The sequence below is a fragment of the Pseudoflavonifractor sp. An176 genome (genome assembly GCF_002160435.1).
Classification (GTDB): domain Bacteria; phylum Bacillota; class Clostridia; order Oscillospirales; family Oscillospiraceae; genus Enterenecus; species Enterenecus faecium.
In genome coordinates this window covers 26,854-50,131 of the sequence record NZ_NFKO01000015.1, presented here as the reverse complement: position 1 = coordinate 50,131, position 23,278 = coordinate 26,854, and the positions used below count along the sequence as shown (strand labels likewise).

Sequence of the window (23,278 nt, the reverse complement as noted above, 5' to 3'; positions counted from 1 at the left end):
GACTCCGCTCAGCTGATGCTGTATGTGGCCGCTCTGGGTGCCGCTGTGGTGGCTCTGAGCACTGCCACTGTGGTGCGCAAGCGCCGCGGCAACTAAGTTCTTCTTAGACCGAAGAACCCGCCAAACTAAGACGAAAGCCCGGAGGAAGCAAATGCTTCCTCCGGGCTTCAGCCTGTCGAAAAAGGTCACCTTTTGGTGGCCTTTTTCTCGTATTGAGAGAGAAAATGCGGTATAATGGTGTAGGGTGATAAAAATGCTGGTAAAGAACGCAGAAAATCGAGAGCAGCTGGAATTTGTAAGTTTGGAGAACATGGTCCCGCAGGATCACTTGCTGCGGAAAATCGACGACGCCATCGACTTCAAGAAAATCTACGAATTTGTGGAGGATCTGTATTGCGAGGACAACGGCCGGCCCAGCGTTGACCCGGTGGTGCTGTTCAAGATCGTGTTGATCCAGCATATCTATGGAATTTCTTCCCTACGCCGAACCCTGGAGGAAGTGAGCATGAATCTGGCATACCGGTGGTTCATCGGATATCCGCTGAACGAAGCAGTGCCGCACTTCTCCACAGTGAGTTACAACTTCAAGCACCGATTCAACCACGCCACGGTGGAATATGTGTTCCGCTGGGTGTTGAAAGCCGCGGCAGAGGAAGGATATCTGGACACAGAAGCGATTTTTGTGGACGGAACCCACATTAAGGCAAGTGCTAATCTGAAAAAGCAGGCCAAAAAGGCGGTCCCCAAGCAGGCAAAGCGGTACGCAAAAGAGCTGTTCGATGAAGTGAACAAGGACCGGGAGGAACACGGGAAAAAGCCCTTTTCCGATGACAGCGACAAAAAGCCGCCGGAGGAGAAGGAAACGGTGGTGTCCACCACCGACCCGGAAAGCGGTGTATTCCACAAGGGGGAGCACAAAAAGTGCTTTGCCTACGAAGCGCACACAGCATGTGACAAGCACAATTTTGTTGTTGGTGTTCACGTCACTCCCGGCAATATCCACGACAGTGTAGCCTTTGATCCTCTGTACGATGAAGTATGCCAGTATTACCCCGAGCACAAAACCGTGGTGGCGGACAGCGCCTACAAAACCCCCTGGATCTGCAAGAGAATCTTCGACAGCGGCCGCGTTCTTTCCACCTGCTATACCCGCCCCAAGACCAAAGGAAACGGACACCCCTGGTGGGCCTATGTGTATGATGAATACTTTGACGATGTGATCTGTCCGGAATACCGTGCGCTGCATTATTCCACCACAAACCGGGAGGGCTACCGGGAATACAAAAGCCGAGGCTATCTTTGCAAGAGCTGTCCCACCAGAGGGATGTGCACCGAGAACGCCAAGTGCGAGAAAACAGTCTTGCGCCATGTCTGGCAGGACTATGTGGAGATGGCAGAGCACGTGCGGCATATGGCGGTGTACAAAGAACTGTACCGGCTGCGAAAAGAGAAGATTGAGCGTGTGTTTGCCGATGCGAAGGAAAAACACGGGATGCGTTACACGCAGTACAGAGGCTTGGCCCAGGTGACAAACTGGGTGAAGCTTAAATTTGCTGCCATGAATCTGAAAAAGCTGGCCATTTGGAAATGGAATGGCCGCCATCCGGCGCCGGATGGCGGAAAACAAACAGGATGGGGGAAAAGTGTAGCTGCTGTTTGGATGCTTTTTCCGTTTCCGCTTTCGTTTCCAAGCAAAAAACCTGCTCTGGCTTAATTGCCGGAGCAGGTTTTTCTACAGGCTGTAGCGAGCCACGCTCATGGAAGTGAGCTGTGGCTCGCTTTTTATATATCAGGGCTCACCCATATTGTTCCCCGCTCTTTTGAGCGCCGGCGGCTGGGTGTGGGATGCCGCTCCCCGCCCCGTTTCGTTCCGCCCCACTGGCCTGAACGAAACGAAAGGAGCTAATATGCTCAATGAAGAAGTAATAGTACGCCCCATCCGTGAACGCTTGCATCAGAAACAAAAACATCAGACACAGCAAAGGATATGGCAATCGTTGGGGCTTTTCTGCCTAACATTTACGAGTGTTTTACCTTGAATTCACACCGAAAAACCAGCTAAGTGTTATAATTAAACCGGAACCAGATCTACTAACTAGAGGGCAAAACGACGAGGTGAATTTTATGACTTTATTTATGAACGAGAAAGATATGAATGAAATGTTAGATAGTATCTGCCCGGAAGGAGAAACATACCAGGGAAAAGCATGGGGAACCTTGATGTCTGGGACGGCTGAAATGTTGGCACTGGGAGCTTTGAGTAATGTATATTGTTATGTTGGCGTGACAGAAAAAACATTGGTTATCGCAGTGTTGGAAACTTTTGATATCTCGCATATTTACGGTAAAATCTGCATTCCGTTTGACCAGTTTGACGAACTGAACGTACAAAAAGGGCTACTGCCTTCCCAGCGGATCATCAAAGCGAAAAGCGGGAAAACCAAAATAAAATTGTCGCTGGTCAACAACAGCATCACCGCCAAAATCAAAGATCAAAAACAGGGGATGCTTGCGATTTGCGAGACGCTGGAGCGTTTGAAACACTGATTTTCATAAAAGCAAGAGAGAAAATGAACAATATAAATGAGAACCGAACAGACAAAAGAGCGCCCGGCGGCGAAAAAAGCAAGGCGGAGTTAAAATGGTTTATTTTGTTCCCTGCCGTCATCTTTTTTCTGCCGATCACCATCCTCGCGGTGGTGGAATGGTTTACAAGCGCCGATGCCTTTGCCATCGGCATCACAGGGTTTATGCAAGCCGTCATTGTCTATGGCGGCTTGGGGCTGGTGGCGGTGATCATCGCCCTTGTCTTATTCATACTGCTGATTCAGCCGGACACAACGTTCCTGCAAAAGGTTGGCAGAACCGCAGGCATTCTGCTTTGTCTCGCCGCCGCTTTCTTCCTTGTCCGGCCGCTCGTTTTGGACATTCCCTACCTCAAGCGCCCGGAAGCCGCCTATTTGGAGCGGCTGGAATTTGATTATGAGATGGGGATCGGAGACTATAGCTCAGACTCCTATTATTTGCGCGGCGTAGATATGACCGGCGAACGGCATTCCTTTGAAATCAGTGAAAAGAGGTACGAGGAAGGGCGCGCGCTGTGGGGCGGGAACGACTTTGCTCTGTTTGCGAAAGTTACCTACCTGCCGCATACCTCCACCTTGATGACGCTCGAATTTATGACAGAACTCGATGCGGCAGGGGCAGAATTGTACCCGCCATCCCCTGAACTTTCGAATGACTGGAAAAATTTTTCGATTCAAATCAATGATACGGTTTATACGCTGCCGGTTCCCCTTGCGGCTTTCCTGAACGATGGATGGGTGATTTCCGAGGAGGATGCCGGGCTTTCTCTGGCCGGCGCGGAAGGCCCGTATGCGTCCTATGAATGGGAATGGGTCACGTTGACCAATGACCGTGAACAGACTGTCAGCGTCTGTGCTTTCAACCCCACCGAAAGCACGATACCTGTCGCAGAAAGCACGGTGGGAGGCGTCCATGTAATCTATGGCAATTACGACTTTTCCGGCACGGAACTCCGCCTTCCCGGTGGGTTGATGCTGGGATGGTCTACCAGAGAAGATGTGTTAGAGTTATATGGACAGCCAAGCGATAGCTCTGAGGCATATGTTCTTACTTACGAAACGAATGACTCTTTTGACCTGGCTTCTTGGAGGCTTGGCTTTGATGATTCGGGAATTCTAGACGATGTTATGGTACACCATCAGTCTTATTTCGATAAGGTACAATAAGTTTCGCAAATTGAAAAGTGGATAAAAGGAGACAGGTATGGGTGTCTGGAAAAGCAGGAAGGAATTTCCCAACCCGTATAACTGGAGCGGCTATATAGTCGGGCAGATTTTATCCAAGCCGGAGTATATGGGGCATACGGTCAACTTCCGTTCCCACAAGGCATCCTATAAGGATAGTCCTCTCTATGAAAGTACATGGTGATTGACTCCGTCTTCTGAAATTTGGATGCGAACCAAATTTCGGAGCGGTGGGTCGCGGCAATGGAGCGACCGGACATACCGGACGCTGAGCAGAGGCCGCCATTTTTCGACAAACAAAAAATGCACCCACCGTGCGGTGAGTGCATACGAAGAGAAATATTTGCCGAGCTTGAGCGGTATATAGTGAGTAAGGACAAATGGTGTCGAATAAAAAAGAACCAGTCGAGATCTCGTGCATGAAATCTCGACCGGTTTTCTGTTATTGGGGAATTAACTTAGTATTACTTCGCCTCTTTGCGGAAGCACATGAACCAGTCCAGGCAATACTGATTCTCGCTCTGGTTGTCCATCCGCTCCTTGGCTACGCCGCAGCTGCCGGCGGTGGGTACGATGACATCATCGCCGGGCCGCCAGTCGGCTGGGGTGGCGCAGGCGTCGGCGTCCGCTTTCTGGAGCGCCAGGATGATACGCTTGATCTCGTCAAAGTTACGGCCCGTGGACAGCGGATAGTACAGGATGGTTCGCACCACGCCGTTGGGGTCGATGACAAACACCGCCCGTACCGCCTGGGTGTTGGACTGTCCCGGCTGGATCATGCCGTACTTATTGGCCACCTCCATGCGGATATCCTCGATGAGGGGGAAGGTCACATTGATGTGTTTCTTACCGTTCCACTCCAGCTCCTGGATCTTCCGCAGCCAGGCGATGTGGGAGTAGATGGAGTCCACCGAGAGCCCCACCAGCTCAGTATTGAGAGCCTTGAACTCGTCGATCATGGAGCCGAAGGTCATAAACTCCGTGGTGCAGACCGGAGTGAAATCCGCGGGATGGGAGAAGAGGATCACCCATTTGCCGGCGTAATCCTCCGGGAATTTGATAGGACCCTGGGTGGTGACAGCCTCGAAGGACGGGGCCTTGTCGCCAATAAGAGGCATTCTGTTTTCCTGATCCATGGTAAGCGCTCCTTTCGTTAGCAGTCAAGTTCGATGAAAACGATATATGAGTTCTTTGGAGAGAGGCCGTAATACTCCATCTGAAACAGCGTTAACCCAGCAGCTCGCTCTCCAGATCCTGCAGCATGATGTCCAGTGCGGAGATACCACCCTCGGCGGTGTACCACACGGCGGGGTGAGCCAGATAGACGATGTTGCCGTTCTTGTAGGCGTCGGTGCCCATCACCAACTCGTTTTCCATGATCTCCTGGGCCAGCTTTGCCCCGTCGGTGCCGATGGCGGCGTCGCGGTCCAGAACGAAGATATAGTCGGGTGCCTTCTCCACAATGAACTCAAAAGATGCCTCGTTGCCATGGGTGGAGGTGTCGATGTTGGCGTCCACGCCAATATTTTCGAAACCAATTTCGCGTCCAATCATGGAGCAGCGGCCGTCATTGCCCAGCACATTGTAGCTGCCGCTGGTGACCAGTCCTACGATGGCGGTCTTACCGGCGGCAAATTCGGACAGGGCGGCAATGCGGCCGTCGAAGTCGGCCATCAGTTCATCCACCTTGTCCTCCAGACCAAACATGGAGGCGATGGTGGTAGCGTTCTGCCGCACGCTCTCCACGACCCCAAGCTCGGTATCGGTGGCCAGGTAGACCACAGGAGCAATCTCGCTGAGGGCGTCGTAGCTGGAGGCCAGACGGCCACCGATAAAGATGACATCCGGCTCGCAGGCCATGACAGCTTCCAGATCGGCTTCCTTGATGGTGCCCAGGTTGGCAATGTCGTCATTGATGTAGTCCTGGAGATACTCCAGACTGGTGGAGGCGGTACCCACTACCCGGTCGCCCACGCCCAGGGCGTCCAGAATGTCCAACGAGGCCATATCCAGAATGGCGATACGCTGGGGATCGTAAGGCACCTCCAGCTCCGCCGCCTCCTTGTTGGCATTGAGGCTGGTAATGGTCACAGACTCAGGGGTTTCCTCACTGGACTGGCTGCTGCTGGGCGAGGAGGTATTCTCGGAAGAATCGCCGCCATTTTGAGCGGAGCAGGCCATGAGGCTCAGGGCCATCACACCGGCCAGGGCAAGAGAAAGCATCTTTTTCATGTTCATTTTTGGTTACTCCTTTTCTAAAAAGTACTGAAAATAAGGGTCAATAGTAGATGGACAGAGGCTTGCCCGCAATGGTCAGGATCTCAAAGTCCACCTGATAGATCTGGGACAGGTTCTCTTTCGTCATCACCTCCTCCACAGTGCCAAACTTAGCGATTTTTCCGTCCTTGAAGGCACAGATATAGTCGGAATAGAATGCCGCATAGTTGATCTCATGCAGCACCAAAATCACCGTCTTCCCCAGCTCGTCGCAGAGACGGCGGACGATTTTCATCATGTTGGTGGCGTGGTAGATATCCAAATTGTTGGTGGGCTCATCCAGCAGCACATACTCGGTGTCCTGGGCGATGACCATGGCGATCAGCGCCCGCTGCCGCTGGCCGCCGGAGAGCTCGTCGATGAAGCGATCCTGGAACTCCTCCAGTTCCATGTAGGCAATGGCCCGGTCGATGATCTTCTGATCCTCTGGGGTGACACGGTTGCCTGAATAGGGAAAGCGCCCGAAGGTCACCAGCTCCCGCACGGTCAGCTTCATCTGGATGTTATTGGACTGGGTCAGGATGGCAAGGCGCTTGGAGAGCTCCTTGCTTTTCCATTTGCCAATGTCCTTGCCTTCAAAGTCCACCAGTCCGCTGTCGTGGGCGATGAGCCGGGAGATCATGCCCATAACGGTGGATTTGCCCGCACCGTTGGGGCCGATCAGGGAAATCACCTTGCCCTTGGGAATGGCGAAGCTCACGCCGTCCACCACGGTTTTCCCGTCATACTGTTTTGTCAATTCCTGTACACGCATGGTCACACCTTCTTTCTTGTCAGGAGGAGATAGAGGAAGTAAAGGCCGCCGCCCACGGTGATGAACACGCTCACCGGCACGGAGTAGGAATACACATGTTCCACGATGAGCTGTCCGCCCACCAGCACGATCATGCCGAACAGGGCCGAGCCCAGCACCAACTGGGTGTGCCGGAAGGTTTTCAGCAGCTGCCGGGACAGATTGGCGATGATAAGCCCCAAAAAGGAGATGGGTCCCACCATGGCGGTGGCCACGGCGATGCAGAGGGTCACGCCCAGCAGCAGGCGGCGGATGCAGCGGTCATAGTCCACACCCAGGTTGATGGCCTGTTCCTTGCCCAGGGTCAGCACATCCAGCAGGGCCAGCTCTTTTCGCAATGCGAAGATAACGGCGGCCAGAAGGATCAGGGAAAAGACGATGATTTCGGAATTGATGTTGCTGAAGCTGGCCACCAAAGTGTTGAGCAGGGTATCGTACTCGTTGGGGTCCATGACCCGGGTAAGAGTGGTCTGAATGCTGCTGAAAAACGAAGTCAGCACTGTGCCCACCAACAGCACATACAGCACATTGTGCTTGGTCTTTTTGAAGATCCAGCTGTAGATAATGGTGGCGGTAACGCCCATGAGCACCACGTCCACTGCGAAGGACAGGTTGGCATTGGAGGCCACCACGCTGGCAGACCCCAGGAAAAACACCACCGCCGTGTGGATGAGGGTATACAGGGAGTTCATCCCCAGCAGGCAGGGGGTCACGATGGTGTTGTTGATGATAGACTGGAATACCAGAGAGGCGCCGCCAATGGAAAAGGCGGTAATGAGCATAACAATGAGCTTGGGGGTGCGGATCTTCATGGCGTAGGCAAACAGTTTGGGATTAGAAAAGTTGACTTCCACCAACATATATCCCGCTGCGCAGAGCAGAACGAGGACCACTAAAATCAGAAGTTTGCGCCGGTTGGCACGCACAGCAGCGGTGTTCACTGGTCTGCACCTCCCTTCAGGTTGGGCATGGTGGAGCAGCAGCTTGTTCCGGCGCCGCCCAGACGGATGGCCTTCCGGCCGTGCTTGAGCCGGTAAAACAGCAGGGCGATGAAAATGAGGCTTCCCAGGATGCCCACGATCAGCTCGATGGGCAGCTCGTAGGGGGCGATTACGATCCGGCCAATCATGTCGCACACCAGCACGAAGATGGCGCCGAACAGAGCGGTATCCACCAGTGTGCCACGGATCTTGTCTCCCTTGTACATGGCCACCACATTGGGCACGATCAGTCCAATGTAGGAGATGGAACCAACCACCACCACAATGCTGGCGGTGATCATGGCAGCGATGGTGAGCCCGGAAAAGAGGACCAGGTTATACGGGACACCCAGGTTCTTGGAAAAATCCTTGCCCAGTCCCACAATGTTGAAATGGTTGGCGAAGAGGAAGGCCAGCACCACCAGCGGGACCGTCAGCCAGACGATCTCATACCGGCCTTTCAGCACCAGCGAGAAGTGGCCCACCAGCCAGGAGGACAGAGCTTGGGTCATCTCATATTTGTAAGCCAGATAGTTGGTAATGCCGCCGATGACATTGCCGAACATGATGCCCACCAGAGGGACCATCACCACATCCTTGAACTGGATGCGCTGAATGAACCAGACGAAGATCCAGGTGCCCAGAATCGCCGTGGCAAAGGCGAAGATGGCCCGGCTCCACAGTGTGGAGGCCGGCATAAACAGGAGCGCCAGCAGGATGCCGAACTGGGCCGAGGAGATGGTGGCGCCGGTGGTTGGGGACACAAATTTGTTGCTGCACAGCTGCTGCATGATGAGCCCTGCTACGCTCATGCCGATTCCGGTACACAGGATGGCCAGCAAGCGCGGCAGCCGGGAGATGATGAAAATCTCCAGCTGCTCAAAATTGCCCGCCAGAAGCTCGCCCGGCGTCAGGTCAATCACGCCCACAAACAGTGAACAGCCGGACAATATAAGCAGCAGAACAGAAAGAACAATGGTAGATCGATACGGTCTGATACAATCCTCCCCTTTCTTCAATGTGGTTAGCAATGGCTAACTGTATTGTAAAAAACGATGCGCAGGGGCGATTGGACTTACCATGCATCACGCACTGCGCATCGTGAGTGTATTATAGCATATCGAGTTAGCTATGTGCAACCGCGCAAAAAGCACAAGCTACCAAGCGGAAAGAAATCTTTTTTTATCCATTCTGCAAATTGTTGCCCTGAGTGGACTGCGTCTGAGCAGTCAGCCGGCTCATGCTCCGCAGGCTGACGCCCAGGGTGGAAAGATTGTGCAGCGTGGCGGAGGTGGCGGGTGGCAGGACTCCTGCCACACCCAGAGCGATCAGGGCGCCGTTGAAGCCGATGACAAAGCGATAGTTGGAGTGGATGCGCGCCATTAGAGCCATGGCGATCTGGCGCAGCTCTACCAGTTCCCAGAGGCTGTCGGCAGCGATGGTGATGTCTGCAATCTCCCGGGCGATGGCGGCGCCGTCGCTGATGGCGATGCCCGCGTCCGCCTCGGACAAGGCCGGCGAGTCGTTGATGCCGTCGCCTACCATCAACACGGTGTGTCCCTCCCGGCGGAGCCTTGCCACATACTCCGCCTTGTCCGCCGGAAGGACTCCGGCGCGGAAGTCATCCACTCCCACCTGGGCGGCAATGGCTGCGGCGGTGCGGTAACTGTCGCCGGTGAGCATGACGGTATTGGTGACCCCCAGAGCACGGAGGGTGGACAGAACTTCCTTCGCCTCCTCCCGCAGCGGGTCGGAGATGCAGATCACAGCGGCCAGCTGCCCCCCCACCGCCAGATACAGGTGGGAATACTCCGGCGGCAGGGCATCAAAGCGCTCCTGTTCGCCTTCCGGAATGACGCAGCCCTCATCCTCAAAGACGAAGTGGGCACTGCCGATGAGGACTCGCTCCTCATCGACGGTGCTTGCGATGCCGTGAGCCACCAGATATTCCACCTTGGAGTGGTACTCCTCGTGGCGCAGGCCCCGGCGCTTGGCCTCCTCCACCACGGCGTTGGCCATGGAATGGGGGAAGTGCTCCTCCAGACAGGCAGCCAGCCGCAGCATTTCGGATTCCTCTTTGCCACCGAAGGACACCACCTGAGCCACCCGGGGGCAGGCGTGGGTCAGGGTGCCGGTCTTGTCGAAAACGATGGTGTCGGCAGCCGCCACCGCCTCCAGGAACTTGCCGCCCTTGACGGTGATATGGGCCCGTCCCGCCTCCCGCATGGCAGAGAGGACGGCCAGAGGCATGGCCAGCTTCAGGGCGCAGGAGAAGTCCACCATCAGCACCGACAAAGCCCGTGCTACATTCCGGGTGAGGACGAAGCTCAGCAGACTCCCTACAAAGGTATAGGGCACCAGCTTGTCCGCCAGATTGGCAGCCTTGCTCTCAGCCTCCGACTTCATCTGCTCTGACTGCTCGATCATGTGAACGATTTGGTCATAGCGGCTCTGACCGGAGGCCTGCTTCACCTCCAGCACACACTCGCCCTCCTCCACCACGGTGCCGGCATAGACTGCGCCTCCGGGGTGCTTGGGTACCGGGATGGATTCGCCGGTGAGGGACGCCTGATTGACGGTGACCTCCCCCTCCAGCACCAGGCCGTCCACGGGGACGATGCCGCCGGCGCGGACGACTACTGCATCCCCCGGCTGGATCTGGGACACAGGGACCAGCACTTCGCCCTGGGCTGTGCGCAGCCAGACCCGGTCCACATTCAGCGACATACACCGGGCCAGATCCGCCACAGATTTCTTCCTTGTCCACTCCTCCAGCAGCTCGCCCACCTCCAGCAGGAACATGACCATTCCGGCGGTTCCGAAGTCCCTTCTGCAGGCAGAAATGGAAATAGACAGGGCATCCAGCAGCTCCACCTTGATGCGGCGGCGCAGCAGGCAGCGCAGTCCCCGCCGTACAAAGGGGATCATGTGCCAGAGTATGCGGGCAATCCGCAATGGAGGTGGGAGAAACAGGGTACAGGCGGCTTTGCACACTACCTTAGTTACCAGTTTCTCCTCAAATTCCCGGTTCAGCGCCCGGCTGCTGTGGGCGGGCAGTGCGGTGGTCCGCTCCGCCTCCTGCCAGGAAAAATGCCGAATTTCGTTCAGCACGGCTTGGCGAGTCCCATCGTAGTACAGGATGACGCAGCAGGTTCGCTCATGGACGGTGACCTGCCGGCACCAGGACTTTCCCTGAATCCATGCCTCCAGCAGATCCGCCTGAGCGAGCGTCATTTGTTTTTGCCGCAGCCGGAACCGGATGCGCCCCCGGCTTTCGTGCAATATGGTTGCGTTCATAGATTCCTCCTTCACGAAAAGAGGGAGCCGCTGGCGGCTCCCTCTGGGTCAATCAGGCTTCTTCGCTCTCCAGATTGGCAGCGGCGGCTTCCTCCGCTTCCTTTGCAGCCCGGTCCTCGTTCAGCTCCTTGGCGGAGGCCAGAATGTCCGCGGCGTTCTCCTGCACCGTGGTTACGGTCCCCATGACCGAGTCCTTCATCCGCAGGCCGGCGGCCGTGACATGGACATAGGCCTTCTTGGCATCCTTGCTGGACAGCAGCTTAACGCCAAAAGAGCCAAACAACGCACCGGTGGCAAAGCAGGCCAGTTTCGTATAAACGCTCATTGTGATCCTTCCTTTCCCTTATTTCCGCTTGTAGCCGGTGACCATGACCATAATCATGCAAATCACAGCGCCCCAGGCCCAAAAACGATGCTGTTTCATCGCTGTCACTCCTTTGATCACTTTGGAATGTCTGGTTATTATAGCAGGAAATGTGGGAATTTGTCGCTGTCAAAACGGACGCAGAGTTGCGGTTTCCGACATTTTTCTGTACTGGCCGGGAGTCATGCCATACTCCCGCTTGAACGCTGCGTTGAACTGGCTCATACCCTCATACCCCACAGACTGCGCAATTTGCTGAATGGGCATCCGGGTGGTGCAGATCAGCTCTTGTGCCCGTTGGAGGCGCAGTTGGATCAAATATGTGTGGATCGGCATGCCATAGGCGCGGCGAAACCCTTCTTTCAAGAAGGTGGGGGAAACGGAAAACTGTTTGCAGAGGAGCGCAATGGTGAGCTTATCAGACAGATGCGTCTGGATGTATGCCTTGACTTCCAACAGGCTGTGGGATACAGGACAGCCTGAGCCGGAGAGAGATTCATCCGATTCAGATACCTCGGTGCAGAGCAGATACAGCAGTTCCACCGACTTGAAAACACAGTAGCGTTCCTGCTCCTGCTCGGACAGACGACGAACGGTTTCAAAAAAAGCCTGTGTCCAAGGCGTGCCGTGCAGGGCCGTGCAGCCGTTTCTTGCTGTCATCTTTTTCTTGACGATCCTGGTGTCCAGCTTCATCCCCAAAGTGGAGCAGACCGTCACAAGGCTTTCCTTGGCGGCTTTGGCGTCTACGGCAATCAAAACACCGCTCAGGTTTCCGCTGTACCGACACGAGCGGAGAGCGGAGCTGTCGGAGAGCAGGAAAATCCCCGGCGCCTCCACCATGCAGGAAGCACCCTGTAACGCTTGGACAGTAAGGCGGCCGGTCAGGCAGAACAGCACCTCAAACTGGAGCGGTGCGCCGCACACCGGGACAGACCGCAGAGGTTCCTGCTCCGGCTCCGGCAGGGAAAACCGGCAGATCTGCACCCCTGGCATACTGCTGCTCCAACGGCCTGTGCCGGAGTCCTGGCTCGATAAATATTCTTTCAGCATGATTTCTCACGACCTGTTTCTCTGGGTTCGGAAATGGTTTTGCCTATGCTGACTGGGGATACAGGCAGAAGGCAGGAGACGAGCGCCTCCTGCCTTCTGCGGTGTTTTTGTCAGGCCAGCGACGCGCCCAGCTCGCGGCAAGCCGCCAGAGCGTCATCGTCCGGAGTCTCGTTGCAGATCACGCTGTCACAGGCCAGATTGGCGCCGTCGTCGTTGCAGCGGGACTCCCAGCTGCGCATCCATTCGCCATCGCCCCAGCCGTAGGAGCCGAACAGGGCGATATTCTTCCCGCTCAGCCTGCCCTCACAGGCGGTGAACATGGGCTCGAACTCGCTCTCCTCCAGCTGCTCCGACCCCATGGAGGGGCAGCCGAAAGCGATGGCGGAATACTCGCTGACCTGCTCCGGGGAGAACTCTGCGGCGGTGATCACAGATACCTCGGCACCCTTGCCCTTGGCTCCTTCGGCCACCGCCATGGCCATGGCCTCGGTGTTTCCCGTGCCGCTCCAATACACAACTGCAACTTTACTCATAAGACTTTAGCGACCTTTCTTTCTGGATTTGTTATGGTAGAAACATCGTATAGTGAGTCACTCCCAAAGCAGATGGTTAGCAATAGCTAACTTATATTCAAAAAATATTCGGGATTTCTCCCGGAGGTTAGCGATAGCTAACCTATGTTCTGATTTTAATATATCACATCGTGTTTGTCAATAGGAAAGTTCATGGATGCATGAAATGATTAGCGGGGGCCATCCAAACGGAAGGCCCCCGCATCTTTTCTATTTCTCATGGGTACTGCAGCAGCAGTGATGCTGGTCTGCCTTTTTGGAACTGCAAGAGCATCCATCCGGGCAGCCGATACACTTCTTGCCGCTCTTTTTTGCCTTATAGACATAGAACGCGGCGGCTGCGATGATTACCACAAGAATGCCAATTACGATACAGTCGATCATCAGGCTCTCGCTCCATTCAGCGCATACTCCTGCTTCAGATCCTTATCCGCCTTCAGGCACAGCCACACCAGAACTGCGGCGAACACAATTACAGCGATAAGACCGGGGACAAAGCCGGCGCCAATGGAACCGGTGGTGATCAGGGTGCCGATCTGGTAGACCAGGAAGCCCACTGTATAGCCAGTACCCAGCTGGAGGCCGATGCCGCCCCACAGCCACTTGGCGCTCTTGATCTCAGAGTGCATGGCACCGATGGCGGCGAAGCAGGGAGGTGTGTACAGGTTGAACATTAAGTAGGCCAAAGCCGCCACCTTGGTGATGGCGATGACGCCCGCCACCTCGGCGCCGGCGCCCTCCATCATCTCCAGGGCATCGGTGTCGATGAAGTTCTCAAGGCCCGCAAAGCAGACAGCCAGCGTGCCCACCACATTTTCCTTAGCAATGAAACCGGTGACGGCAGCGGCTGCCAGCTGCCAGCTGAGAACACCCACGATGGGCACCAGCAGATAGGCAAAGGGATGGGCGATGGAGGCCAGAATGGAGCTGTCGGCGGTCTCCGCCACGGCAAAGCTCCAGTTGAAGGTCTGCATGATCTGCACGGCGGTGTTGCACAGCAGAATAATGGTGGCGGCCTTCACGATGTAGGCCCAGCCACGGGCACACATGGCCTTGAAGGCGAACCAGAGAGAGGGTACCTTATACTCAGGCAGCTCGATGATAAAGAAGGACTTGCGGTTCTTGTAGCCGGCGATCTTGTTGACCAGCAGGGCGCCCAGGAAAATAAGCACGATGCCGGTGAAGTACATGAGGAAGCTTACCCAGCCGGCATCGTCAAAGAAGGCACCGGCAAACAGGGCGATGACGGGGATCTTGGCGCCGCAGGGCATGAAGGGGGTCAGCATGGCGGTGGCCCGGCGCTCCCGCTCGTTGCGGATGGTGCGGCTGGCCATGACGCCGGGGATGGCACAGCCGGTGCCGATGACGAAGGGGATGACGGACTTACCGGACAGGCCCACTTTCTTGAAGATGGGGTCCAGCACTACGGACACGCGGGACATGTAGCCGCAGTCCTCCAGCAGGGCGATGAGGAAATACATGATCATCACCAGGGGCAGGAAACTAACCACGGCGCCCACGCCGCCGATGATGCCGTCGGCCAGCAGCGCGGTCAGCAGAGGATTGGCGTCAGCCAGCAGCACCTCGCCGACGTAGCCCTGGAAGGTTTCGATCCAGCCCACCAGATAATCGGCAACGGGTGTGCCCACCCACACCTGCGAGATCTGAAACACCAGGAACATGACCACGGCAAAGATAGGGATGCCCAGGAACTTGTTGGTCAGCACGGCGTCAATGGCGTCCCCCGTGCCCTTGTCCTTGGTGAGGACCTTCCGCTTCTCCACCTGGGAGACCAGGGAATTGACAAACGCGAAACGCTTACGGTCGGCTTCCTCCACAACCTTCTTGTCAGTCAGATCAATGTCGCCCTGGACATAGGGAGCTCTTTGGGTCTTACCGCTTTGTGCAACCGCGGCGTCCACCACAGCCTTCAGCCCTTCCGCAGCGGTGGAGACGGTCTCTACCACGGGACAGCCCAGTTTGGCGGAGAGAGACGCTACATCAATGACGGTCTGCTTTTTTGCATTGATATCGCTCTTGTTCAGGGCGACCACCACGGGGATGCCCAGTTCCAGCAGCTGGGTGGTGAAGAACAGGCTGCGGCTCAGGTTGGTGGCATCCACAATGTTGATGATGGCATCAGGATGTTCGTGCTTTACATAGGAACTGGTGATGCTTTCCTCCGATGTGAACGGGGACATGGAGTAGGCGCCGGGCAGATCCACGGCAATCAGATCCTCCGTCCCGCTGCAGTAGGCTTTCTTAATGGGGTGCTCCTTCTTTTCAACCGTCACGCCGGCCCAGTTGCCCACCTTCTCATTTCGCCCGGTGAGGGCGTTGTACATGGTGGTTTTGCCGGAGTTCGGGTTGCCAGTCAAGGCAATACGCATGACATTTCCTCCTTTTCTATGTGTGCGATGTACTTTATTCACAACTCAGCGGTTGCCCTACGCTAACCGTTGGGCAGAATAAACATGAATGAATACCTTAGATCTGGGGCTCTGGGGCGTAATAAGTGCTCCAGATCTTATATCTCGATGGCCGAGGCCAGTTGGTTGTCGATATTGTAGCGGCCATCCTTGATGGAAACCACGCAGCCGCCCTTGAGGTGGGATACCACGGTCACCGGCTCTCCCACATAGCAACCTAAAGAAAAAAGGAACGCATTCAGCTCCTCATCGTCCGTATTGATTTGCTTGACGATATATTCCTGACCGTCCAGAGCATCCAACAATGTCATATCCATCACCTTTTCACAGTTGATTTAATCATTTTTCCACAGTCTGGTTAGCGATAGGAAACCATACCGCGAAAAAATTAGGTTAGCAACATCTAACCCTCTGCTATAATATACCATGCCTAATCAATTGTCAAGCGGGAACCTATATTCAGCAAAGAAAATCTCCGTTTCCGATAAACAGGCTGGTTCATTTTTCCGGACTGTGCTATAATAATCAAAATGCTTTATCCAATGGAGGTCTTATATGGCAATCCATGAATCTGGTCAGATGTATTTGGAGACCATTTATATTTTAAGGCAAACAAAATCCTTCGTGCGGGCTATTGATGTAGGAGAACAAATGGGCTATACCAAGCCCAGTGTCAGCCGTGCTCTGTCCATTCTAAAAAAAGACGGTTATGTGGAGGTGGACGGAGAAGGCGCAATCACTCTGACATCAAAAGGCCTCGCCATTGCTGAGACCATGTACACCCGACACACAGTACTGACAGAAATGCTCAAGGGTCTTGGCGTGGATGAAAAAACAGCCGCAGAGGATGCCTGCAGGATCGAGCATGTGATCAGCGAAAAATCCTTTGCGGCGGTGCAGGCGCACTTGGAGCAGGTAACGAAAATGCGGGAAGATGCGCACGGGCAATGAGCCTGTGCAAATTTGGCGGACTTTGCTATCGAGCGGCAACGCGATAAGTGAATACCTGCCATTTGGCACGGAATATCAAATGCGGTGGAGCCTGGATATGGCCTCCACCGCATTTTATGTGATCTGCGCTTTTAAATCAGGAGCGACCTGCTGTGTAAGTTCACCGCCAAGCGCATCTGCTCCATAGCTCCAAACGCTTACGGCAGCTCATCCTTATGTGTTTGCTGGCTTTTCAAAACTTTTCGGGCAGTTTTTTTGATGTTATGGCACACGCCAAGAATAGCGATGCAAAATAGCAAAGCTGTTAATCCATATCCAAACGACTGCATTGCCGTGTTCATGTTCACACCTCTTTTCTGACCGCTGCCGCCAAGAAACCCATCCAAATAATCCTCTTTTTTTGTACGGCTCCTTCTGGATCGTGCCGACCTCATACCCCGTGCCGCGAATGGTGTTCATAAGAGTCGCCGTGTCCAGCTCTGTTTCAGAGAGGATCACGGTCTGGTTTTTGCTGCGGGAAGAACTCACCTTTTTGACCGGGCAGGCTTTGCGTACGGCGTCATTGACATGGGCCTCGCACATCCCGCACATCATTCCGTTGACTTCCACTGTGTACTACCACATGATTTCTCATTCCTCCTTGACTTTTGTATGATCAAGCTGCACAGATTGGACGGTGGTCTGCCGTGCCGCAGTCCGTTCATCCGGGATCTTCCTGGCTATCAGACAGCACAGCGGCGCCAACGAACTTCCGAGAAGTGGATGGCGAACGATGGAATAGCCGCGCTCGGACAGGTATGCCATCAGCTCCCCGGCAGTCCAAACATGGTACACCCGAAAGCCTGACAGCCCCATGAACCAGAGCCGGAGTCTGGCGCTTCGGCTTTTGCCCCAGACAAAGGTGGGGGCGAACAGCCATCCCCCCGGCTTCAGAACCCGCCAGGCTTCCGCCAGAGCCTGTTCCGGGTGAGGCATGACATGGAGGGCGTTGGAGATCACCACCGCATCGAAGCTCTCCGGCCCGTAGGGCAGCTTGGTGGCGTCCTGGACGGAGAAATGGAGCCGGGACGAATAAACCTGCTTTTTGGCTTGACGGATCATTTCAGCTGAAAAGTCGGTTGCCTCCCAGCTCCGGACACATGGAGACAGTGGCACGGACAGCTGGCCTGTTCCGCAGGCCAACTCCAGTACGTCCATGTCCCGTTTCAGAAAAGGACGCATTGCTTTGCAGATCTGCTGATAGGTTGTCTGAGAGCGGCGTATGAAACCGGAGTAATGCCGTGAAAACCGCTCCCAAAACTGCTTGTTGTCATCCATACAATATGGTCACCTCAATGATGGTTAGTGCCAGCTAACCACATCATACTCTTTGTCGCATGAAATTGCAAGATGCCGCCATATTGGTTTTGCATGTTCTCCGAGATAAATCAGGGGAAGAAGCTGGAACGAAGAATGACCGGGACACGCATCCCGGTCATTCTTTCCGTTTCGTTCGGCTCACTGTGTTTACCGGCACCAACCGGTGGGATTGGAGCGGGCGGTGATGAAGCGGCGATAAATGCCCTCCTCCTCCATAAGTGTGTCGTGGGCGCCGGCCTGAACGATGCGCCCCTGGTCGATGACCAGGATCTCATCGGCGTGGCGAATGGTATTGAGCCGGTGGGCAATGACCAGCAGGGTCTTGCCCCGGCACAGTTGGGTGATGGCCTCCTGGATGTAGCTCTCGTTGTCGGCGTCCACGCTGGCAGTGGCCTCATCCAGAATGACGATGGGGGCATCCTTCAGGATGCAGCGGGCAATGGAGATCCGCTGCCGCTCTCCGCCGGAGAGGCTGGCTCCACCTTCGCCGATGACCGTGTCAAAGCCGTCGGGCAGCTCCATGATTATGGCCCAGCTTGGATGGCAGGAGCAGCCCCTTTCTGGTCACGCAGAATCCACCGGTCACCTTGCTTCCGGTAAAGAGATAGACCTTTTCAGAGCGAGTTGAATTAAAGTTGAATTTTCAATCAGGGCCAATTTTCAAACATGACGAAAAAATGCGTTATTTCCTCCAAAAAAGAGAAAATAACGCATTTTCGATGAAGTATCGCAACAGTATAGATGCACGGCTATCAGGTCTGCACCTAAAACCAAATCGAAGCCCAGCGCAGCGGGTTCGATTTGGAAAGGAGGAGCAGCAAAATGAGCGCACTCTGACTTTTGAAAAAAGTCGGAGCAAGCGATATGACGCTTGCTCCGACGTGGTGACCCAGCGGGGACTCGAACCCCGGACCTTCGCCTTAAAAGGGCGTTGCTCTACCAACTGAGCTACTAGGTCATATGAAGTTATTCCGCAAAGTCCCCCCGGGCGAGCCAGGGGGACAATGGTCTGGCTGGGATGGTTGGACTCGAACCAACGAATGCGGGAGTCAAAGTCCCGTGCCTTACCACTTGGCTACACCCCAATGAAGAGGATGGAAGCAAGGGCCGGAGCGGACGCTCCGGCCCTTAGCCACAGTATGGGGTGGGTAATGGGGCTCGAACCCACGACACCCGGAACCACAATCCGGTGCTCTGCCAACTGAGCTATACCCACCATATTGACTTTGTTGCGCTTGGGACGGGGAGAGGCCCTCAAATGGGCTGGCACGCCTGAAGTTTGGCCGATCAGCGGACTTGCCGGTGGCAAGTTCGCCGGCCAAAGTCCCTTCCGCAGAAAGGGAGCCGAAGGCGAACCTTGATGCGCAACAGGAGTGCCTTCTGCCAGCAATGCAGGAATCTCATTCAGAGGCAAAACTCTAAATGATTGGCACGCCTGAAGGGACTCGAACCCCTGACCCACTGCTTAGAAGGCAGTTGCTCTATCCACCTGAGCTACAGGCGCGTATGGAGCGGGTGATGGGAATCGAACCCACGCGACCAGCTTGGAAGGCTGGGATTCTACCATTGAACTACACCCGCAGGTTAAGGGTGACGCCCCAAACATCAGCCTGTGTATAATAGCACAGAATGTCTGGGGTGTCAAGCCCTTTTTTCAAAAAATCAATTAGAGGGGAGCGTCGCAGAAGGCGCAGCAGTCCACGCCGCCGTTTTTCTTCACCAGCGGGGGCAGATAGAGCTCCGTCTGGGTGATGCACCGGGGGTTGTGGCACACGGGTTTGGTGCCGATCTCCACCGGATCAGGAGTCTTCCGGGGCTGGTTGGCCAGATCAGACAGCAGGGCCATGCGGGCAAACATGCCAAACCGGGCCTGCTGGAAATACACGGCTCTGGGGTCGTCGTCCACATCCACGGTGATCTCGTCCACTCGGGGCAGGGGGTGCATGATGAGCAGGTTCTCCCGGGCGCGCTCCAGCTTGGACCGAGTGAGCACGTAAATGCCCTTGTTGCGCTCATACTCCAGGGGGTCCACAAACCGCTCCTTCTGCACGCGAGTCATGTACAGCACGTCCAGCTGGGGAATGACCGCCTCCAGGCCGGTGACCTCCACGAAGGGCATGTTGCGCTCCTGCATGAACTGGCGCAGGTACTGGGGGATGGCCAGATCCCGGGGCGCGATGAGATAGAAGCGGATGTCCTTGAACTTGGACAGAGCCTTGATGAGAGAGTGGACGGTACGTCCGTTTTTCAAATCGCCGCACAGACCGATGGACAGCCCGTCCACACTGCCCCGCAGGCGGGTGATGGTGGTCAGGTCGGCGGTGGTCTGGGTGGGGTGCATGTGGCCGCCGTCACCGGCGTTGATCACCGGCACATCGGCGTAGAGAGAGGCAGCCTTGGCAGCGCCCTCCCAGGGGGTGCGCATGACGATGACATCCGCATAGTTGGATACCATCTTAATGGTGTCCTTCAACGTCTCGCCTTTTGCCACCGAGGAGGAGTTGGGGTCGGCAAAGCCGAACACCGATCCGCCCAGGCGCATCATGGCGGTTTGGAAGGAGAAGTTGGTGCGGGTGGAGGGCTCATAGAACAGGTTGGCCGACACCTTACCGTGGCATACATCTAAATACTGTTCTGGGTTGTTGATGATTTTGTCGGCTCTCTGATAGATCTCGTCCCATTCCTGTCTACTCAAATCCCCGAAGTCAATCAAATGACGCATATCGGTCCCTCCTTGCAAAGTTCGATACATTGTATCACAATCCCACCGGGCAAACAACAGGTAACTGGTGGTAAATCACAGGCCGCAGAGAAAAAATTTTATACACTTCATGGGAATCCCACCTTTGGGACAGACTATGCAGACGGGGAGGATGAGATATGAACACCTGGATCTGGTATCTTTTGGTTTACAGCTTCTTGGGCTACCTGCTGGAGGTGGCCTATGCCAAGATTGTCCACGGCCGGGGCAGTGGGCGCAAGTGCCTGCTGCTGCTGCCCTTATGCCCGGTGTACGGGGTGGGGGCTGTGGCCATTGTGGCCCTCAGCGGTCCCAATCCTCAGCCCCTGTGGCTGATGGGGGTGGGCTTCGGGGCGGCCACGGTGGTGGAGCTGCTGTTTGGACTCTATTATAAATATGTGTTGGGGGTGGCCTTTTGGAATTACTCCCAAATCCGTTGGAATGTGTGCGGATTGGTTTGTTTGCCCTTTTCTTTGGCCTGGTCTGGCCTGGCTCTGCCACTGGTTTACACAGTGCACCCAATTGTAAAGATTTGCGTTTCCGCCCTTCCAACCGCCTTTACCGTGCCCGCCTGGATTGTGCTGGGGGCGGACTGCCTCATTAGTAGTATTGCACTAAAACGGGAGAAAAACACCGCGGTATTACAATGGTATCGCTAAGAATAGGTAGAAAAGGGCCGCTTTACACAGACTTTACAAAGCCCTGGACGCACTCTTTACAATTCTTTTGTAAACTCAAAGCTGTTCCCAAGAGAGACCATGAAACACAACGAATATGAAATGGAGAGACAACAAATGAAGAAGTTTATCGCTATGCTGATGGCTGGTGCCATGGCGTTCAGCCTGGCTGCCTGCGGCAACCAGTCCGCTGAGAACACCCAGAGCGGTTCCGACAAGACCGACGGCTCTGAGCTGTCCGGCACCGTGATGTGCCTGGGTTCCACCTCTATGTCCAAGGTCATGGGCTACCTGTCTGAGCAGTTCAGCACCGACAACTCCGGTGTCACCGTGTCCGTGGAGGGCGGCGGTTCCTCCGCTGGTGTGGAGGCTGCTGCCAACGGCACCGCTGATCTGGGCCTGGCCTCCCGCGCTCTGAAGGACGAGGAGAAGGAGCAGGGTCTGGTGGAGAACATCGTTGCTCTGGACGGCATCGCCATCATCGTCAACGCCGACAACGCCGTGGCCGACCTGTCCGTGGAGCAGATCTCCAAGATCTTCACCGGTGAGATCACCGACTGGTCTGAGGTGGGCGGCGAGGCTGGTGACATCGCTGTGATCGGCCGTGAGGCTGGTTCCGGCACCCGTGACGGCTTCGAGTCCATCACCGAGACCGAGGATAGCTGCAAGCTGGACCAGGAGCTGACCTCCACCGGCGCTGTCATCGAGGCCGTGCGCGGCAACGCCGCTGCCATCGGCTACGCCTCTCTGTCTGAGGTGGAGGGCCAGGACGGCGTGTCCGCCATCACCGTGGACGGTGTGGAGTGCAGCGAGTCCACCATTCTGGACGGTACTTACAAGATTCAGCGTCCCTTCGTCATCGTGACCAAGGAGGGCGCCGAGATGTCCGCTCAGACTGAGGCCTTCTTTGACTGGGCTATGTCCACCGACGCCGCTGACCTCATCCGTCAGGCTGGCGCTGTGCCTACCGCCAAGTAAGAAACAAGGCTACGGGACCAGCCCCCATCCCCCACACGGGATGGGGGCCGTTCCCCTGTGTAAAGGAGAATGAAAAACTTGGATAACGAGAACGTGATAACCCAAACCCCTAAGGAGGCGGTCCCCATGGCGCAAGAGAAACAAAACGACCAGGCCAAGGCCCAGAAGGCCCGGCGGCTGCGGGACAGCGTAGAGTGGCTGGTGAAGAACATCTTCTTCCTGTGCGGCATTGTGGCAGTGGCCAGCGTGCTGTTCATCAGCGTCTACCTGGTGATCTCCGGTCTGCCTGCTATGCTGGAAATTGGCGTGACCGATTTCCTGTTTGGAGATACCTGGGACGGCAAAAACGGAGTGTACGGCATCCTGCCCTTCATCCTCACCTCCTTTGCCGGTACCGGCGGCGCCATTCTCATTGGCGTGCCTGTGGGTGTGCTCACCGCCATGTTCCTGGCCAAGGTGGCCAACCACCGCCTGGCGGTTGTGATTCGCTCCGCCGTGTCCCTGCTGGCTGGCATCCCCTCGGTGGTGTACGGCCTGGTGGGTATGGTGGTGCTGGTGCCCGCCATTCAGAAGGCCTTCCACCTGTCCTCCGGCGCCAACCTGCTGGCGGCCATCGTGGTACTTACCGTCATGATTCTGCCCTCCATCATCAACGTGGCTGAGACCGCTCTGCGGGCTGTGCCCAAGGAGTATGAGGAGGCCTCCCTGGCTCTGGGCGCCACCCACACCGAGACCATCTTCCGGGTCTCTCTCCCCGCCGCCCGTTCCGGTGTGGCCACCGCCATCGTGTTGGGCGTGGGCCGTGCCATCGGCGAGGCCATGGCCATCATCATGGTCTCCGGCAACGTGCCCAACATGCCCGGCAGCCTGTTTACCCCCGTGCGCTTCCTCACCACCGCCATCGCCTCCGAGATGAACTACGCCACCGTGGGCTCTCTGTGGCGGGAATCCCTCTTCTCCATTGCTCTGGTCCTCTTCCTCTTCATCATGCTCATTAACGTGGCACTCAACCTGTTTGTCAAAAATAAAAAGGAGGGTTAA

At 55.7% G+C, this 23,278-nt stretch carries 20 protein-coding genes, 5 tRNA genes and 2 pseudogenes; 7 read left to right on the top strand and 20 right to left on the bottom strand.

What is annotated here, in order from left to right:
* Nucleotides 1-253: 253 nt before the first annotated feature.
* From B5F12_RS07835 to B5F12_RS07825, 3 genes are all read left to right on the top strand, one after another.
* Nucleotides 254-1,714, top strand: coding sequence for an IS1182 family transposase (locus tag B5F12_RS07835; RefSeq protein ID WP_242954921.1), 1,461 nt, complete (start codon nt 254-256; stop codon nt 1,712-1,714).
* 410 nt (nt 1,715-2,124) lie between these two features.
* Nucleotides 2,125-2,547, top strand: coding sequence for a hypothetical protein (locus B5F12_RS07830; RefSeq protein ID WP_087232814.1), 423 nt, complete (start codon nt 2,125-2,127; stop codon nt 2,545-2,547).
* On the top strand, nt 2,517-3,752 hold the full coding sequence (locus tag B5F12_RS07825) for a hypothetical protein (protein WP_143482359.1): 1,236 nt from the start codon (nt 2,517-2,519) through the stop codon (nt 3,750-3,752). The genes B5F12_RS07830 and B5F12_RS07825 overlap by 31 nt, the downstream gene beginning before the upstream one ends.
* Nucleotides 3,753-4,234: 482 nt before the next feature.
* Here the strand turns inward: B5F12_RS07825 and B5F12_RS07820 are convergent, their stop codons facing one another.
* The 11 genes from B5F12_RS07820 to B5F12_RS07770 all read right to left on the bottom strand — a co-directional run bounded on the left by B5F12_RS07820 (nt 4,235) and on the right by B5F12_RS07770 (nt 15,843).
* Nucleotides 4,235-4,906, bottom strand: coding sequence for a peroxiredoxin (locus B5F12_RS07820; protein WP_087232809.1), 672 nt, complete (start codon nt 4,904-4,906; stop codon nt 4,235-4,237).
* Nucleotides 4,907-4,997: 91 nt separating this feature from the next.
* Nucleotides 4,998-6,002: an ABC transporter substrate-binding protein gene (locus B5F12_RS07815; RefSeq protein WP_204221508.1), complete on the bottom strand. Its 1,005-nt coding sequence runs from the start codon at nt 6,000-6,002 to the stop codon at nt 4,998-5,000.
* A 46-nt stretch (nt 6,003-6,048) separates the two neighbouring features.
* Nucleotides 6,049-6,801, bottom strand: coding sequence for an ATP-binding cassette domain-containing protein (locus B5F12_RS07810; RefSeq protein WP_087232803.1), 753 nt, complete (start codon nt 6,799-6,801; stop codon nt 6,049-6,051).
* Between the two features lie 2 nt (nt 6,802-6,803).
* Nucleotides 6,804-7,781, bottom strand: a complete 978-nt coding sequence (locus B5F12_RS07805; RefSeq protein WP_087232800.1) for an iron chelate uptake ABC transporter family permease subunit — start codon at nt 7,779-7,781, stop codon at nt 6,804-6,806.
* Nucleotides 7,778-8,770 carry an iron chelate uptake ABC transporter family permease subunit gene (locus B5F12_RS07800; protein WP_343286318.1) on the bottom strand — a complete coding sequence of 331 codons (993 nt, stop codon included), beginning with the start codon at nt 8,768-8,770 and terminating at the stop codon, nt 7,778-7,780. Before B5F12_RS07800 ends, B5F12_RS07805 begins: the two co-directional genes overlap by 4 nt.
* 232 nt (nt 8,771-9,002) lie before the next feature.
* Nucleotides 9,003-11,117, bottom strand: a complete 2,115-nt coding sequence (locus B5F12_RS07795; RefSeq protein WP_087232797.1) for a heavy metal translocating P-type ATPase — start codon at nt 11,115-11,117, stop codon at nt 9,003-9,005.
* A gap of 52 nt (nt 11,118-11,169) precedes the next feature.
* Nucleotides 11,170-11,442 (bottom strand): DUF6110 family protein, encoded by a 273-nt coding sequence (locus B5F12_RS07790; protein ID WP_087232794.1) that lies wholly within the window; start codon nt 11,440-11,442, stop codon nt 11,170-11,172.
* A gap of 168 nt (nt 11,443-11,610) precedes the next feature.
* On the bottom strand, nt 11,611-12,531 hold the full coding sequence (locus B5F12_RS07785; protein WP_087232793.1) for an AraC family transcriptional regulator: 921 nt from the start codon (nt 12,529-12,531) through the stop codon (nt 11,611-11,613).
* 110 nt (nt 12,532-12,641) lie between these two features.
* Nucleotides 12,642-13,064, bottom strand: coding sequence for a flavodoxin (locus B5F12_RS07780; protein ID WP_087232790.1), 423 nt, complete (start codon nt 13,062-13,064; stop codon nt 12,642-12,644).
* A 422-nt stretch (nt 13,065-13,486) separates the two neighbouring features.
* Nucleotides 13,487-15,493: a ferrous iron transporter B gene (locus B5F12_RS07775; protein WP_087232787.1), complete on the bottom strand. Its 2,007-nt coding sequence runs from the start codon at nt 15,491-15,493 to the stop codon at nt 13,487-13,489.
* A 137-nt stretch (nt 15,494-15,630) separates the two neighbouring features.
* Entirely contained in the window at nt 15,631-15,843 is a 213-nt protein-coding gene (locus B5F12_RS07770; RefSeq protein ID WP_087232784.1) for a FeoA family protein, read from the bottom strand.
* A gap of 244 nt (nt 15,844-16,087) precedes the next feature.
* Between B5F12_RS07770 and B5F12_RS07765 the strand changes: the two genes are divergently transcribed.
* Complete coding sequence (locus B5F12_RS07765; protein WP_087232781.1) at nt 16,088-16,483, top strand: metal-dependent transcriptional regulator; 396 nt, start codon at nt 16,088-16,090, stop codon at nt 16,481-16,483.
* 381 nt (nt 16,484-16,864) lie between these two features.
* Here B5F12_RS07765 and B5F12_RS07755 read toward each other — a convergent pair.
* The 9 genes and pseudogenes from B5F12_RS07755 to pyrB form a co-directional block, all read right to left on the bottom strand.
* Nucleotides 16,865-17,077: pseudogene (locus B5F12_RS07755) on the bottom strand (copper resistance protein CopZ); the annotation flags it as partial.
* 36 nt (nt 17,078-17,113) lie between these two features.
* On the bottom strand, nt 17,114-17,800 hold the full coding sequence (locus tag B5F12_RS07750; protein WP_087232778.1) for a class I SAM-dependent methyltransferase: 687 nt from the start codon (nt 17,798-17,800) through the stop codon (nt 17,114-17,116).
* 189 nt (nt 17,801-17,989) lie between these two features.
* A pseudogene (locus B5F12_RS07745) lies at nt 17,990-18,367 on the bottom strand (ATP-binding cassette domain-containing protein); the annotation flags it as partial.
* Nucleotides 18,368-18,724: 357 nt separating this feature from the next.
* Nucleotides 18,725-18,800: transfer RNA gene (locus B5F12_RS07740), tRNA-Lys, on the bottom strand.
* A 52-nt stretch (nt 18,801-18,852) separates the two neighbouring features.
* A tRNA-Gln gene (locus B5F12_RS07735) sits at nt 18,853-18,927 on the bottom strand.
* Between the two features lie 55 nt (nt 18,928-18,982).
* Nucleotides 18,983-19,058 (bottom strand) — tRNA-His (locus B5F12_RS07730).
* Nucleotides 19,059-19,269: 211 nt separating this feature from the next.
* A tRNA-Arg gene (locus B5F12_RS07725) sits at nt 19,270-19,346 on the bottom strand.
* 3 nt (nt 19,347-19,349) lie between these two features.
* Nucleotides 19,350-19,423, bottom strand: a tRNA-Gly gene (locus B5F12_RS07720).
* A gap of 85 nt (nt 19,424-19,508) precedes the next feature.
* The gene (pyrB, locus tag B5F12_RS07715; protein ID WP_087232776.1) at nt 19,509-20,564 is read right to left on the bottom strand and encodes an aspartate carbamoyltransferase; all 1,056 of its coding nucleotides are present in this window, start codon (nt 20,562-20,564) and stop codon (nt 19,509-19,511) included.
* A 158-nt stretch (nt 20,565-20,722) separates the two neighbouring features.
* Between pyrB and B5F12_RS07710 the strand changes: the two genes are divergently transcribed.
* From B5F12_RS07710 to pstC, 3 genes are all read left to right on the top strand, one after another.
* Nucleotides 20,723-21,241: a putative ABC transporter permease gene (locus B5F12_RS07710; protein WP_087232773.1), complete on the top strand. Its 519-nt coding sequence runs from the start codon at nt 20,723-20,725 to the stop codon at nt 21,239-21,241.
* A gap of 135 nt (nt 21,242-21,376) precedes the next feature.
* A complete protein-coding gene (locus B5F12_RS07705) occupies nt 21,377-22,237 on the top strand; it encodes a phosphate ABC transporter substrate-binding protein (RefSeq protein WP_204221506.1) in 861 nt (286 codons plus the stop codon).
* A 126-nt stretch (nt 22,238-22,363) separates the two neighbouring features.
* Nucleotides 22,364-23,278, top strand: a complete 915-nt coding sequence (gene pstC / locus B5F12_RS07700) for a phosphate ABC transporter permease subunit PstC (RefSeq protein ID WP_087232770.1) — start codon at nt 22,364-22,366, stop codon at nt 23,276-23,278.

Bases quoted from the DNA above. Each gene is read 5' to 3' on its own strand.
- B5F12_RS07835 (WP_242954921.1), top strand. From the start codon at position 254: ATGCTGGTAAAGAACGCAGAAAATCGAGAGCAGCTGGAATTTGTAAGT.
- B5F12_RS07830 (WP_087232814.1), top strand. From the start codon at position 2,125: ATGACTTTATTTATGAACGAGAAAGATATGAATGAAATGTTAGATAGT.
- B5F12_RS07820 (WP_087232809.1), bottom strand. From the start codon at position 4,906: ATGGATCAGGAAAACAGAATGCCTCTTATTGGCGACAAGGCCCCGTCC.
- B5F12_RS07815 (WP_204221508.1), bottom strand. From the start codon at position 6,002: ATGAAAAAGATGCTTTCTCTTGCCCTGGCCGGTGTGATGGCCCTGAGC.
- B5F12_RS07810 (WP_087232803.1), bottom strand. From the start codon at position 6,801: ATGCGTGTACAGGAATTGACAAAACAGTATGACGGGAAAACCGTGGTG.
- B5F12_RS07795 (WP_087232797.1), bottom strand. From the start codon at position 11,117: ATGAACGCAACCATATTGCACGAAAGCCGGGGGCGCATCCGGTTCCGG.
- B5F12_RS07790 (WP_087232794.1), bottom strand. From the start codon at position 11,442: ATGAGCGTTTATACGAAACTGGCCTGCTTTGCCACCGGTGCGTTGTTT.
- B5F12_RS07785 (WP_087232793.1), bottom strand. From the start codon at position 12,531: ATGCTGAAAGAATATTTATCGAGCCAGGACTCCGGCACAGGCCGTTGG.
- B5F12_RS07780 (WP_087232790.1), bottom strand. From the start codon at position 13,064: ATGAGTAAAGTTGCAGTTGTGTATTGGAGCGGCACGGGAAACACCGAG.
- B5F12_RS07775 (WP_087232787.1), bottom strand. From the start codon at position 15,493: ATGCGTATTGCCTTGACTGGCAACCCGAACTCCGGCAAAACCACCATG.
- B5F12_RS07770 (WP_087232784.1), bottom strand. From the start codon at position 15,843: ATGACATTGTTGGATGCTCTGGACGGTCAGGAATATATCGTCAAGCAA.
- B5F12_RS07765 (WP_087232781.1), top strand. From the start codon at position 16,088: ATGGCAATCCATGAATCTGGTCAGATGTATTTGGAGACCATTTATATT.
- B5F12_RS07750 (WP_087232778.1), bottom strand. From the start codon at position 17,800: ATGGATGACAACAAGCAGTTTTGGGAGCGGTTTTCACGGCATTACTCC.
- pyrB (WP_087232776.1), bottom strand. From the start codon at position 20,564: ATGCGTCATTTGATTGACTTCGGGGATTTGAGTAGACAGGAATGGGAC.
- B5F12_RS07710 (WP_087232773.1), top strand. From the start codon at position 20,723: ATGAACACCTGGATCTGGTATCTTTTGGTTTACAGCTTCTTGGGCTAC.
- B5F12_RS07705 (WP_204221506.1), top strand. From the start codon at position 21,377: ATGAAGAAGTTTATCGCTATGCTGATGGCTGGTGCCATGGCGTTCAGC.
- pstC (WP_087232770.1), top strand. From the start codon at position 22,364: ATGGCGCAAGAGAAACAAAACGACCAGGCCAAGGCCCAGAAGGCCCGG.